This window comes from Streptomyces sp. NPDC051136, assembly GCF_044455745.1.
Taxonomy (GTDB): Bacteria; Actinomycetota; Actinomycetes; order Streptomycetales; family Streptomycetaceae; genus Streptomyces.
This window is the reverse complement of the sequence record NZ_JBITFE010000002.1, coordinates 264,378-277,631: the sequence shown is the minus strand read 5'-3', so window position 1 is coordinate 277,631 and position 13,254 is coordinate 264,378. Positions and strand designations below refer to the sequence as shown.

Annotated in this window: 10 protein-coding genes; 9 read left to right on the top strand and 1 reads right to left on the bottom strand. The window is 71.7% G+C overall.

What is annotated here, in order from left to right; all coding sequences use genetic code 11:
- The first annotated feature begins 46 nt into the window (after positions 1-46).
- From ACIBCJ_RS06845 to ACIBCJ_RS06805, 9 genes are all read left to right on the top strand, one after another.
- Positions 47-1,984 carry an acetyl/propionyl/methylcrotonyl-CoA carboxylase subunit alpha gene (locus ACIBCJ_RS06845; protein ID WP_362504054.1) on the top strand — a complete coding sequence of 646 codons (1,938 nt, stop codon included), beginning with the start codon at positions 47-49 and terminating at the stop codon, positions 1,982-1,984.
- Entirely contained in the window at positions 1,981-2,934 is a 954-nt protein-coding gene (locus ACIBCJ_RS06840) for a hydroxymethylglutaryl-CoA lyase (protein ID WP_362094820.1), read from the top strand. The genes ACIBCJ_RS06845 and ACIBCJ_RS06840 overlap by 4 nt, the downstream gene beginning before the upstream one ends.
- Before the next feature lie 5 nt (positions 2,935-2,939).
- Positions 2,940-4,100 carry an acyl-CoA dehydrogenase family protein gene (locus ACIBCJ_RS06835; RefSeq protein ID WP_362095551.1) on the top strand — a complete coding sequence of 387 codons (1,161 nt, stop codon included), beginning with the start codon at positions 2,940-2,942 and terminating at the stop codon, positions 4,098-4,100.
- Positions 4,101-4,226: 126 nt separating this feature from the next.
- Entirely contained in the window at positions 4,227-5,276 is a 1,050-nt protein-coding gene (gene desE, locus ACIBCJ_RS06830) for a siderophore-binding protein DesE (protein ID WP_362095548.1), read from the top strand.
- Between the two features lie 38 nt (positions 5,277-5,314).
- On the top strand, positions 5,315-6,175 hold the full coding sequence (locus ACIBCJ_RS06825) for a siderophore-interacting protein (RefSeq protein WP_365979042.1): 861 nt from the start codon (positions 5,315-5,317) through the stop codon (positions 6,173-6,175).
- A 154-nt stretch (positions 6,176-6,329) separates the two neighbouring features.
- Positions 6,330-7,772, top strand: a complete 1,443-nt coding sequence (gene desA / locus ACIBCJ_RS06820) for a lysine decarboxylase DesA (protein ID WP_365979041.1) — start codon at positions 6,330-6,332, stop codon at positions 7,770-7,772.
- A complete protein-coding gene (locus tag ACIBCJ_RS06815) occupies positions 7,756-9,036 on the top strand; it encodes a lysine N(6)-hydroxylase/L-ornithine N(5)-oxygenase family protein (RefSeq protein WP_362094812.1) in 1,281 nt (426 codons plus the stop codon). The genes desA and ACIBCJ_RS06815 overlap by 17 nt, the downstream gene beginning before the upstream one ends.
- Positions 9,033-9,644: a GNAT family N-acetyltransferase gene (locus ACIBCJ_RS06810; protein ID WP_365979040.1), complete on the top strand. Its 612-nt coding sequence runs from the start codon at positions 9,033-9,035 to the stop codon at positions 9,642-9,644. The genes ACIBCJ_RS06815 and ACIBCJ_RS06810 overlap by 4 nt, the downstream gene beginning before the upstream one ends.
- The gene (locus ACIBCJ_RS06805) at positions 9,641-11,410 is read left to right on the top strand and encodes an IucA/IucC family siderophore biosynthesis protein (protein ID WP_365979039.1); all 1,770 of its coding nucleotides are present in this window, start codon (positions 9,641-9,643) and stop codon (positions 11,408-11,410) included. The genes ACIBCJ_RS06810 and ACIBCJ_RS06805 overlap by 4 nt, the downstream gene beginning before the upstream one ends.
- A 127-nt stretch (positions 11,411-11,537) precedes the next feature.
- Here the strand turns inward: ACIBCJ_RS06805 and ACIBCJ_RS06800 are convergent, their stop codons facing one another.
- The gene (locus ACIBCJ_RS06800; protein ID WP_362514191.1) at positions 11,538-13,145 is read right to left on the bottom strand and encodes a beta-N-acetylhexosaminidase; all 1,608 of its coding nucleotides are present in this window, start codon (positions 13,143-13,145) and stop codon (positions 11,538-11,540) included.
- Between the last annotated feature and the right edge of the window lie 109 nt (positions 13,146-13,254).

Here is a 13,254-nt window from a genome sequence, read left to right as displayed (position 1 = left end):
CACGCACGGCACGAACAACACGCACGGCACGCACGGCACGCCGCGCATGTTCGACACCGTGCTCGTCGCCAACCGCGGCGAGATCGCCGTCCGCGTCGTCCGGACGCTGCGCTCGATGGGCGTGCGCTCGGTGGCGGTCTTCTCCGACGCCGACGCGGACGCGCGGCACGTGCGGGAGGCCGACGAGGCGGTACGGATCGGCCCGGCGCCCGCGACGGAGAGCTACCTGTCGGTGGAGCGGCTGCTGGAGGCGGCGGCGCGGACGGGCGCGCAGGCCGTGCACCCGGGGTACGGCTTCCTCGCCGAGAACGCCGCCTTCGCACGGGCCTGCGAGGAGGCGGGGCTGGTCTTCATCGGGCCGTCCGCCGACGCGATCGCCCTGATGGGCGACAAGATCCGGGCCAAGGAGACGGTGCAGGCGGCCGGGGTGCCGGTCGTGCCCGGCTCCAGCGGCAGCGGGCTCACGGACGGGCAGCTCGCCGACGCCGCCCGCGAGATCGGGACCCCGGTGCTGCTCAAGCCGTCGGCGGGCGGTGGCGGCAAGGGCATGCGGCTGGTGCGGGACGAGGCGGTGCTGGCCGACGAGATCGCCGCCGCGCGCCGCGAGGCCCGCGCCTCCTTCGGCGACGACACGCTGCTGGTGGAGCGGTGGGTCGACCGTCCCCGGCACATCGAGATCCAGGTGCTGGCCGACGGCCACGGGAACGTGGTGCACCTGGGCGAGCGCGAGTGCTCGCTCCAGCGCCGGCACCAGAAGGTGATCGAGGAGGCGCCGAGCGTCCTGCTCGACGAGGCGACGCGGGCGGCGATGGGCGAGGCGGCCGTGCAGGCGGCCCGCTCCTGCGGCTACCGGGGCGCGGGCACGGTCGAGTTCATCGTGCCGGGCGGCGACCCCTCCTCGTACTACTTCATGGAGATGAACACCCGCCTCCAGGTCGAGCACCCGGTGACCGAGCTGGTGACCGGCCTGGACCTGGTGGAGTGGCAGCTGCGGGTGGCGGCCGGCGAGCGGCTCGGGTTCACGCAGGACGACGTGCGGCTGACCGGGCACGCGATCGAGGCCCGGCTGTGCGCGGAGGACCCTGCGCGCGGCTTCCTGCCCTCCGGCGGCACCGTGCTGCGGCTGCGCGAGCCCGAGGGCGAGGGCGTGCGCACCGACTCGGGGCTCAGCGAGGGCACCGAGGTGGGCAGCCTGTACGACCCGATGCTGTCCAAGGTGATCGCGTACGGCCCCGACCGGGAGACCGCGCTGCGCAAGCTCCGGGCGGCGCTGGCCGGGACGGTCACCCTGGGCGTGCCGACCAACGCCGGGTTCCTGCGGCGGCTGCTCGCGCACCCGGCGGTGGTGGCGGGCGACCTGGACACCGGTCTGGTGGAGCGCGAGGTCGACGGCCTGGTCGTCACCGACGTCCCCGAGGAGGTGTACGAGGCGGCGGCCGCCGTACGGCTGGAGGCGCTGCGTCCGCGCGGGGAGGGCTGGACCGACCCGTTCTCCGTGCCCAGCGGCTGGCGCACCGGGGGCGAGCCGAAGCCGGTCTCCTTCCACCTGCGGGTCACCGAGCCGGTGGAGCACACCGTGCGCGGCGCCCACACCGTCACCGAGGACCGGGTGACGGTGACCCTGGACGGCGTGCGGCACACCTTCCACCGGGCCGCCGACTGGCTCGGCCGCGACGGTGACGCCTGGCAGGTGCGCGACCACGACCCGGTCGCCGCCTCCCTGAACCGGGCCGCCCACGCGGGCGCCGACTCGCTGACCGCGCCGATGCCGGGCACGGTGACGGTGGTGAAGGTCGCCGTCGGCGACGAGGTGAGCGCCGGGCAGAGCCTGCTGGTGGTGGAGGCGATGAAGATGGAGCACGTCATCTCCGCCCCGCACGCGGGCACCGTCGCCGAGCTGGACGTGGCGCCGGGCACCACGGTCGCCATGGACCAGGTGCTGGCGGTCATCGCACCCGCCGACGAGGAGAAGGAGACGGCATGAGCACCCCGGATCTGGGCCTGCCCATGGCCGTACCGGCCGAGGGTCTGCCGACCCGCGTCCGCATCCACGAGGTGGGCGCGCGCGACGGACTGCAGAACGAGAAGGCGACCGTGCCCACGGCCGTCAAGGCGGAGTTCGTCCGCCGCCTGGCCGGCACCGGCCTGACCACCATCGAGGCGACGAGCTTCGTCCACCCCAAGTGGGTCCCCCAGCTGGCGGATGCCGAGGACCTGTATCCGCGGATCTCCGACCTGCCGGTGTCGCTGCCGGTGCTGGTGCCGAACGAGCGCGGCCTCGACCGGGCCCTCGCGCTCGGCGCGCGCCGCGTCGCGGTCTTCGCCAGCGCCACGGAGTCCTTCGCCAAGGCGAACCTCAACCGCACGGTGGACGAGGCACTGGCCATGTTCGAGCCGGTGGTGACCCGCGCGAAGGCGCAGGGCGACGACGTCCACGTACGGGGCTACCTCTCGATGTGCTTCGGCGACCCGTGGGAAGGCGCGGTCCCCGTCCCCCAGGTGGTGCGGGTCTGCCGGGCACTGCTCGACATGGGCTGCGACGAGCTGAGTCTCGGCGACACCATCGGTGTGGCGACCCCGGGCCATGTGACGGCCCTGCTCGCCGCGCTGGCCGAGGCGGGCGTGCCCGTGTCCGCGCTGGGCGTGCACTTCCACGACACCTACGGCCAGGCCCTGGCCAACACGCTGGCCGCGCTCCAGGGGGGCGTCACCACCGTCGACGCCTCCGCCGGCGGCCTCGGCGGCTGCCCGTACGCGAAGTCCGCCACCGGCAACCTCGCCACCGAGGACCTCGTGTGGATGCTGCGGGGCCTCGGCATCGACACCGGGGTCGACCTCGGCCGTCTCGTCGCCACAAGCGTCTGGATGGCCGCCCACCTGGGACGGCCCAGCCCGTCCCGCACCGTTCGTGCCCTCTCCCACCAGGAGTCGTGACAGCCATGGACCACAAGCTCTCCCCCGAACTCGAGGAACTGCGCCGGACGGTGGAGGAGTTCGCCCACGACGTCGTCGCGCCCAAGATCGGCGACTTCTACGAGCGGCACGAGTTCCCGTACGAGATCGTCCGCGAGATGGGCCGCATGGGCCTGTTCGGGCTGCCCTTCCCCGAGGAGTACGGCGGCATGGGCGGCGACTACTTCGCCCTCGGCGTGGCCCTGGAGGAGCTGGCCCGGGTCGACTCGTCGGTGGCGATCACGCTGGAGGCGGGCGTCTCGCTGGGCGCGATGCCGCTGCACCTGTTCGGCACCGAGGAGCAGAAGCGCCAGTGGCTGCCCCGGCTGTGCTCCGGGGAGATCCTGGGCGCGTTCGGGCTGACCGAGCCGGACGGCGGCAGCGACGCGGGCGCGACGCGCACCACGGCCCGGCTGGACGAGGCGACGAACGAATGGGTCATCAACGGCACCAAGTGCTTCATCACCAACTCCGGGACGGACATCACGGGCCTGGTGACGGTCACGGCGGTCACCGGCCGCAAGCCCGACGGCCGGCCGCTGATCTCGTCGATCATCGTCCCGTCCGGCACCCCGGGCTTCACGGTGGCCGCCCCGTACTCGAAGGTCGGCTGGAACGCGTCGGACACCCGTGAGCTGGCCTTCGCCGACGTACGGGTCCCGGCGGCGAACCTGCTGGGCGAGCAGGGGCGCGGCTACGCCCAGTTCCTGCGCATCCTGGACGAGGGCCGGGTGGCGATCGCCGCGCTGGGCACGGGGCTCGCGCAGGGCTGCGTGGACGAGTCGGTCGCCTACGCGAAGGAACGTCACGCCTTCGGCCGGCCCATCGGCGCCAACCAGGCCATCCAGTTCAAGATCGCCGACATGGAGATGAAGGCCCACACGGCCCGTCTGGCCTGGCGGGACGCGGCCTCGCGGCTGGTGGCGGGCGAGCCGTTCAAGAAGGAGGCGGCGGTGGCGAAGCTGTACTCGTCGACGGTCGCGGTGGACAACGCCCGGGACGCCACCCAGATCCACGGCGGGTACGGCTTCATGAACGAGTACCCGGTGGCCCGCATGTGGCGGGACGCGAAGATCCTGGAGATCGGCGAGGGCACCAGCGAGGTGCAGCGGATGCTGATCGCCCGGGAGCTGGGGCTGGCGGGCTGAGGACGCGGTGCCGGGGGCGGGGCCGCACCGGCCCCGCCCCTGGACAAGATCTGAGGTTAGGCTAACCTACCTTCGAATTGTCCCGTGGAGCACGACGCTCCGCACCGTTCGAAGGCAGCCACCACCATGTCCAACGCCAGCGCTACCCACCCGACCCGCCGCGGAATCCTGGCCGCCGGCGGCGCCCTCGGCCTCGGCGCCGTGCTCGCGGCCTGCGGCGACGACGACGGCAAGAGCGGTGGCTCGGGCGACGGGTCGGGCGGCGCCGCGGGGTCCGGCCCCTGGTCCTTCAAGGACGACCGCGGCACCACCGTGAAGCTGGACGCCGTGCCGACGGGCATCGTCGCCTTCACCGGCGTCGCCGCCGCGCTCTTCGACTACGGCGTCCAGGTCAAGGGCGTCTTCGGCCCGACCACCACCAAGGACGGCAAGCCGGACGTGCAGGCCGGCGACCTCGACGTGGACAAGGTCACCGTCCTCGGCAACGAGTGGGGCAAGCTCAACGTCGAGAAGTACGCCTCCCTCGCCCCCGAGGTGCTCATCACCACGACGTTCGACACCGCCGGCACCCTGTGGTCCGTCCCGGAGGAGTCGAAGGACAAGATCGCCAAGCTCGCCCCGAGCGTCGCGATCTCGGTCTTCGACCGTCAGCTCACCCAGCCGCTCCAGCGCATGTGGGAGCTGGCCGAGTCGCTCGGCGCGGACATGAAGGCCAAGAAGGTCACCGACGCCAAGGCCGCCTTCGACAAGGCCGCGGCCCGGCTGCGCGCCGCCGCCAAGGCCAGGCCCGAGATCCGGGTGCTGGCCGGCTCCGCGAGCCCCGACCTGTTCTACGTCTCCGGCACCAACCTCTCGGTGGACCTGGAGTACTTCAAGGCCCTCGGCGTGAACTTCGTGGAGCCCTCCGAGGAGGCCAAGAAGGCGACCGGCGGCTGGTTCGAGTCCCTGAGCTGGGAGAACGTCGACAAGTACCCGGCCGACGTGATCATCATGGACGACCGCGCCTCGACCATCCAGCCCGCGGACATCTCCGAGGGCACCTGGAAGAAGCTCCCCGCGGTCAAGGCCGGCCAGGTCATCGCCCGCTCCCCCGAGCCGATCCTGTCCTACGACAAGTGCACGCCCCTGCTGGACAACCTGGCCGAGGCGATCGAGAACGCCAAGAAGGTCGGCTGACCCCTCCCTCCCGCGCCCCGACTTCCCCGGAGCACCCCATGACGACGGCCGTCGCCGCCCCGTTCCGTTTCTTCTCCCTCCAGGTCGCACGGACGAGGCGGCTCGGCCCGTCCCTGGCCCGGGTCACCTTCACGGGAGGCGACCTGCACGCCTTCCACTCCGACGGCCTCGACCAGTCGCTGTCGCTGTTCCTGCCGCACCCGGGGCAGGCGGAGCCCGCGGTGCCGGTCGAACTGGGCGAAGGCTGGTGGCAGGGGTGGCGTGAACTGCCCGAGGACGTACGGGCGGTGATGCGCTCGTACACGCTGCGGGCGGTGCGCCGGGACGGCGACGGGGACACCGCCGAGATCGACATCGACTTCGTGCTCCACGGCGTCGACCCGGGCTCGCCGGTCCAGGCGGGCCCCGCCGCCCGCTGGGCCGCCGGCGCCGCCCCCGGCGACCGCGTACTGCTGCTCGGCCCGGCGGTCGCGGACAACCGGGCCATCCGCTTCCGGCCACCCGAGGACACCGACCTGGTGGTGATCTGGGGCGACGAGACCGCCGTACCGGCCGCCTGCGCGGTCGTGGAGTCGCTGCCGGCCGGCACTCGGGCCCGGGTCTGGCTGGAGGTGCCGCACGCCGAGGACGTGCAGGACCTCCACACCGCCGCGGACGCCGAGATCACCTGGCTGGTCAGGGACGGGGCCGCCGGCCCCGAGGCGGCCCTCGCCGCCCTCCGCGAGGCCCGGCTGCCGCACGCCGGGCACCCCTACGTCTGGATCGCGGGCGAGTCCGGGTGCGTCAAGCAGCTGCGGCGGCATTTCGTGAACGAGCGCGGCATCGACCGCCGGCGCGTCACCTTCGTCGGGTACTGGCGACGGGGCCTGACGGAGGAACAACTGCGCGAGCAGGGCTGACGCCACGCGGGGGGGCCACAGTGACGGCGGTCACGCACCGGCATGCGCATGGACGCCGTGAGTTAGGTTAGGCTTACCTAAGTTCGATCACGGGCTCCGTCCCGCCCTCACTCCCGTCCCCTCTCGGCCCGTCCCCAAACCGGAGGACCCCCACATGCGTTCGCACCTGCTCAACGACACCACCGCGGAGCAGTACCGCCGCTCCGTGATCGAGGGAGTCGAGCGGGTGGCCGCCAAAATCGCCACCACCGACCGCCCCTTCACCGGTGTCACGGTCGACGCCCTCTCCCCCCGCATCGACGAGATCGACCTCGACCGGCCCCTGCACGACACCGCCGCGGTCCTCGACGAGCTGGAGGACGTCTACCTCCGCGACGCCGTCTACTTCCACCACCCGCGCTACCTCGCCCACCTCAACTGCCCGGTCGTCATACCGGCGGTGCTCGGCGAGGCGGTGCTGTCCGCCGTCAACTCCTCCCTGGACACCTGGGACCAGTCGGCCGGCGGCACGCTCATCGAGCGGAAACTGATCGACTGGACCACCGCGCGGATCGGCCTCGGCCCCGCCGCCGACGGCGTGTTCACCTCCGGCGGCACCCAGTCCAACCTTCAGGCGCTGCTGCTCGCCCGCGAGGAGGCGAAGGCCGAGAGCCTGGCCGACCTGCGCATCTTCGCCTCCGAGGTCAGTCACTTCAGCGTGAAGAAGTCGGCGAAGCTGCTCGGCCTGGGCCCCGACGCCGTCGTGTCGGTCCCCGTGGGCCACGACAAGCGCATGCAGACCGTCGCCCTCGCCCGGGAGCTGGAGCGCTGCGCGGCCGACGGCCTGCTCCCCATGGCCGTCGTCGCCACCGCGGGCACCACCGACTTCGGCTCCATCGACCCGCTGCCCGAGATCGCCGGGCTGTGCGAGCAGTACGGCGTGTGGATGCACGTCGACGCGGCCTACGGCTGCGGGCTGCTGGCCTCCCTGAAGTACCGGGACCGGGCCGCCGGCATCGAGCGGGCCGACTCCGTCACCGTGGACTACCACAAGTCCTTCTTCCAGCCGGTGAGTTCGTCGGCCGTGCTGGTGCGCGACGCGGCCACCCTGCGGCACGCCACCTACCACGCCGAGTACCTCAACCCGCGCCGCATGGTGCAGGAACGTATCCCCAACCAGGTGGACAAGTCCCTCCAGACCACCCGCCGCTTCGACGCGCTCAAGCTGTGGATGACCCTGCGCGTGATGGGCGCCGACGGCATCGGCCAGCTCTTCGACGAGGTCTGCGACCTGGCCGCCGAGGGCTGGAGACTGCTCGCCGCCGACCCGCGCTTCGACGTGGTCGTCGAGCCGTCGCTGTCCACCCTGGTCTTCCGCTACATCCCGGCGGCCGTCACCGACCCGGCCGAGATCGACCGCGCCAACCTCTACGCCCGCAAGGCGCTGTTCGCCTCCGGCGACGCCGTGGTCGCGGGCACCAAGGTGGCCGGCCGCCACTACCTGAAGTTCACCCTGCTCAACCCCGAGACGACCACGGCCGACATCGCCGCCGTCCTCGACCTGATCGCCGGCCACGCCGAGCAGTACCTGGGAGACTCCCTTGACCGCGCTTCCTGAAGCCAGCGCCCCGTACGACTTCGTGGGGATCGGCCTCGGCCCCTTCAACCTCGGCCTGGCCTGCCTCACCGAGCCCATCGACGGGCTGAACGGCGTCTTCCTGGAGTCCAAGCCGGACTTCGAGTGGCACGCCGGCATGTTCCTGGAGGGCGCGCACCTGCAGACCCCGTTCATGTCGGACCTGGTCACGCTCGCCGACCCGACCTCGCCGTACTCCTTCCTCAACTACCTGAAGGAGCAGGGCAGGCTCTACTCGTTCTACATCCGGGAGAACTTCTACCCGCTGCGCGTCGAGTACGACGACTACTGCCGCTGGGCCGCCCGCAAGCTGAGCAGCGTCCGCTTCTCCACCACGGTCACCGAGGTGACGTACGACGAGCGGGAGGAGCTGTACGCCGTCGCCACCACCTCCGGCGACACCTACCGCGCCCGCCGTCTCGTCCTCGGCACCGGCACCCCGCCGCACATCCCGGACGCCTGCCGCGGCCTGGCCGGGGACTTCCTCCACAACTCCCGGTACGTCCAGCAGCGGGCGGAGCTGGTGAAGAAGAAGTCGATCACGCTGGTCGGCAGCGGCCAGTCCGCCGCCGAGATCTACCTGGACCTGCTGGGCGAGATCGACGTCCATGGCTACCGGCTGAACTGGGTCACCCGCTCCCCGCGCTTCTTCCCCCTCGAATACACCAAGCTCACCCTGGAGATGACCTCACCGGAGTACGTGGACTACTACCACGCGCTGCCCGAGGACACCCGCTACCGCCTCACGGCCGAGCAGAAGGGCCTGTTCAAGGGGATCGACGGCGACCTGATCAACGAGATCTTCGACCTGCTCTACCAGAAGAAGCTCGCCGGCCCCGTCCCCACCCGCCTGCTCACCAACTCGGCGCTGACCGAGGCCCGGTACGCGGACGGCACGTACACGCTCGGCTTCCGCCAGGAGGAGCAGGGCAGGGACTTCGAGATCGAGACCGAGGGCCTGGTGCTCGCCACCGGCTACCGGTACGCCGAGCCGGAGTTCCTCAAGCCCGTGCGCGACCGGCTGCGCTACGACTCCCGGGGCAACTTCGACATCGCCCGCAACTACGCCGTCGACGTCACCGGAGGCGGGGTGTTCCTGCAGAACGCGGGAGTCCACACGCACAGCATCACCAGCCCCGACCTGGGCATGGGTGCCTACCGCAACAGCTGCATCGTCCGGGAGCTGCTCGGCAGCGAGTACTACCCGGTCGAGAAGACGATCGCGTTCCAGGAGTTCAGCGCATGAGCACCACCAGCACCACCAGCACCACCAGCACCGTCCGCACCACCGGCACCGCCACCGCCTCCGGCCCGGGCTCCGCCCGCGTCGGCGCCCTCACCCTGCGGCCCGTCGACCCGCTGAAGGACGCCGTACTGCTGCACAGCTGGCTCACCCACCCCAAGTCCGCGTTCTGGATGATGCAGGACGCCGCCCTGGTGGACGTCGAGCGGGCCTACATGGAGGTGGCCGCCGACGAACACCAGCAGGCCCACCTCGGCCTGCACGACGGCGTGCCCGCCTTCCTGATGGAGCGCTACGACCCCGTCCACCGGGAGCTGGTCGGGCTGTACGAGCCCGAACCGGGCGACGTCGGCATGCACTTCCTGGTCGCCCCGACCGACCGGCCCGTGCACGGCTTCACCCGCGCCGTGATCACCACGGTGATGGCCGAGCTGTTCGCCGACCCGGCGACCCGGCGGGTCGTCGTGGAACCGGACGTCGCCAACACCGCCGTCCACGCCCTGAACGCAGCCGTCGGATTCGTGCCCGAGCGCGAGATCCAGAAGCCGGAGAAGAAGGCCTTGCTGAGCTTCTGCACCCGCGAGCAGTTCGAGAAGGCGGTGTCCGCATGAGCCTCGCCGACGCCGTCGCCCACCTCTCCCCCGAACGCTGGGAGCAGGCCAACCGCCTCCTGATCCGCAAGGCGCTGGCCGAGTTCACGCACGAGCGGCTGCTGGCCCCCGAGCCGGACGGCGAGGGGTACGTCGTGCGCAGCGACGACGGCGCGACCGCCTACCGCTTCACCGCCACCGTGCGCGCCCTGGACCACTGGCAGGTGGACGCCGGCTCCGTCACCCGCCACCGCGACGGTGAGGAACTCCCCCTCGCCGCGCTGGACTTCTTCGTCGAGCTGAAGCGGACGCTGGGCCTGAGCGACGAGATCCTCCCGGTCTACCTGGAGGAGATCTCCTCCACCCTCTCCGGCACCTGCTACAAGCTGACCAAGCCGAAGGTCACCTCCGCCGAGCTGGCCCGCGCCGGTTTCCAGGCCGTCGAGACCGGCATGACCGAGGGCCACCCGTGCTTCGTCGCCAACAACGGACGGCTCGGCTTCGGCATCCACGAGTACCTGTCGTACGCGCCCGAGACCGCGAGCCCCGTCCGGCTGGTGTGGCTGGCCGCGCACCGCTCGCGGGCCGCGTTCACGGCGGGCGTCGGCATCGAGTACGAGTCCTTCGTCCGGGACGAGCTGGGCGAGGGGACCGTCGACCGCTTCCACGGCGTGCTGCGCGAGCGCGGCCTGGACCCGGCGGACTACCTCCTCATCCCGGTCCACCCCTGGCAGTGGTGGAACAAGCTCACCGTCACCTTCGCCGCCGAGGTCGCCCGCGGGCACCTGGTGTGCCTGGGCGAGGGCGACGACGAGTACCTGGCCCAGCAGTCGATCCGTACGTTCTTCAACGCCTCGCACCCCGAGAAGCACTACGTGAAGACGGCCCTGTCCGTCCTCAACATGGGCTTCATGCGCGGCCTGTCGGCGGCGTACATGGAGGCCACCCCGGCCATCAACGACTGGCTCGCGCAGCTGATCGAGGGCGATCCGGTGCTGAAGTCCACGGGGCTGAGCATCATCCGGGAGCGGGCGGCCGTCGGCTACCGGCACCTGGAGTACGAGCAGGCCACCGACCGCTACTCGCCGTACCGCAAGATGCTGGCGGCGCTGTGGCGGGAGAGCCCCGTGCCCTCGCTGCGGGACGGCGAGACGCTCGCCACCATGGCCTCCCTGGTCCACGTCGACCACGAGGGCGCCTCCTTCGCGGGCGCGCTGATCGAGCGGTCCGGACTCACCCCCACCGAGTGGCTGCGGCACTACCTGCGCGCCTACTACGTCCCGCTGCTGCACAGCTTCTACGCCTACGACCTGGTGTACATGCCGCACGGCGAGAACGTGATCCTCGTGCTGGAGGACGGCGTGGTGCGGCGGGCGGTCTACAAGGACATCGCCGAGGAGATCGCGGTGATGGACCCGGACGCGGTGCTGCCGCCCGAGGTCTCCCGGATCGCGGTGGACGTGCCGGACGACAAGAAGCTCCTGTCGATCTTCACGGACGTCTTCGACTGCTTCTTCCGCTTCCTCGCCGCGAACCTCGCGGGCGAGGGCATCGTCACGGAGGACGCCTTCTGGGGGACGGTCGCGGAGGTCACCCGGGAGTACCAGGAGTCGGTGCCGGAACTGGCGGAGAAGTTCGAGCGGTTCGACCTGTTCGCCCCCGAGTTCGCGCTGTCCTGCCTCAACCGGCTCCAGCTGCGCGACAACCGGCAGATGGTGGACCTGGCCGACCCGTCCGGCGCCCTCCAGCTGGTCGGGAACCTGAAGAACCCGCTCGCGGGCCGCTAGCGGCGGGTCCCCACAGACGGGCGGGCACCCCGGAGACGGTCCTCCGGGGTGCCCGCCGTGCCGTCCGGACCGGGCGGTCCGGATCAGGTCCGTCCGGATCAGGTCCGTCCGGATCAGCGCCTCCGGATCAGGTCCAGGGCACCTGCGGCGAGCGGTAGTAGTCGATCCCCGCCGCCTCCCAGTGCGGCGCCTGCGCGGCGAGCCGCACCTTGTAGGTGTCCCAGTCGTGCGTCGACGCCGGGGACCAGCCCAGTTCGGCGACGCCCGGCAGCCTCGGGAAGGCCATGAAGTCCAGCTGGTCCGGGTCGGACAGGGTCTCCGTCCACAGCGGGGCCTCCACCCCGCGGACCGCCTCGGCCGGGGCGCCCGGCAGGTAGGCGGCCGGGTCCCAGTCGTAGGACCGCTGCACCTCGACGTATCCGGCCCAGGACAGGCCCAGCGGGGTGTCCTTGGTGTACTTCATGTCCAGGTACGTCCGGTCGGCCGGGGAGAGGATCAGCCCGGTGCCGTTCCTGGCGGCCTCGGCGACCTCGGCCTTCTCCGCGGCGCTGGTGCGGTCCAGGCCCCAGTACTGGACGAGCGCGCCCTCGGCCGGCCCGGCGCCGGCCAGCTGGTGCCAGCCGACGACCGTCTTGCCGTACTTGGCGACGATCGGCTGCACCCGTTGCATGAAGGTCACGTAGTCGGCGTGCGGGGTGGAGTGCGCCTCGTCGCCCCCGATGTGGAGGTAGCGGCCGGGGGTGAGCGCGGCGAGTTCACCGAGGACGTCGTCCACGAAGTCGTACGTGAGGTCCTTGCCGACGCACAGCGAGCTGAAGCCGACCTGGGTGCCGGTGTAGAGCGGGGGTGCCACGCCGTCGCAGTTCAGCTCGGCGTAGGAGGCGAGGGCGGCGTTGGTGTGCCCCGGCATGTCGATCTCGGGGATCACCTCCAGGTGGCGGGAGGCGGCGTAGCGGACGATCTCCGTGTAGTCCGCCTTGGTGTAGTAGCCGCCGGGACCGCCGCCGACCTCCGTGGAGCCGCCGTAGGTCGCCAGGCGCGGCCAGGAGTCGATGGCGAGGCGCCAGCCCTGGTCGTCGCTGATGTGCAGGTGGAGCTTGTTGTACTTGTAGCGGGCGACGCGGTCGATGTAGCGCTTCACCTCGTCGACACTGAAGAAGTGCCGGGAGACGTCGAGCATGGCGCTGCGCCAGGCGTAGCGCGGGGTGTCCTCGATGGTGCCGCCCGCGACCGGCCAGGGACCGGGCTGCGCGACGTCCTTCTCCACGGCTGCGGGCAGCAGCTGACGCAGGGTCTGGACCCCGTGGAAGAGCCCGGCGGCCTTGCGCGCGCTGATGGTGACGCCGGAGCGGCCGCTGTCGAGGCGGTAGCCCTCGTCGCCGTACGGGCCCTTGGTCAGGCGCAGTTGTATGCCGCCGTCACCGTGGGTGGTGACGGGGAGCCGGTATCCGGTGGCGGGCCGCAGGAGGTCCGCGAGGTAGTCGCCGACGCGGCGGGCCTCGCGCGAGTCGTCGACACGGATGTGCGTGCCGCGGGTGATGCGGTACGGCGCGCCGCCGGGGCGGACCGAGGACGGGGCCGGGATCACCTGGTCGAGAGGGGTGGGCCTGGGGGCCGTCTTGGGGCCGGGGGCGGCGCCGGTGGTCATGGCGCCGGCCGCCGCGACCAGCAGCAGCGATCCCAGCAGCCGGGTGATGCGGGGAGTCGTTCTGTGGTGCCGTCGATGAGGTCTCACGTGCGCTCCCTTCGCGAGGTGTGCGATCCGGGGTTCCTGGAGGGGGGTACGGGAGTTGGAGAGGGGGGCCGGACCACTCTCCCGCACCATCACCGCTCGCGGACGCGAT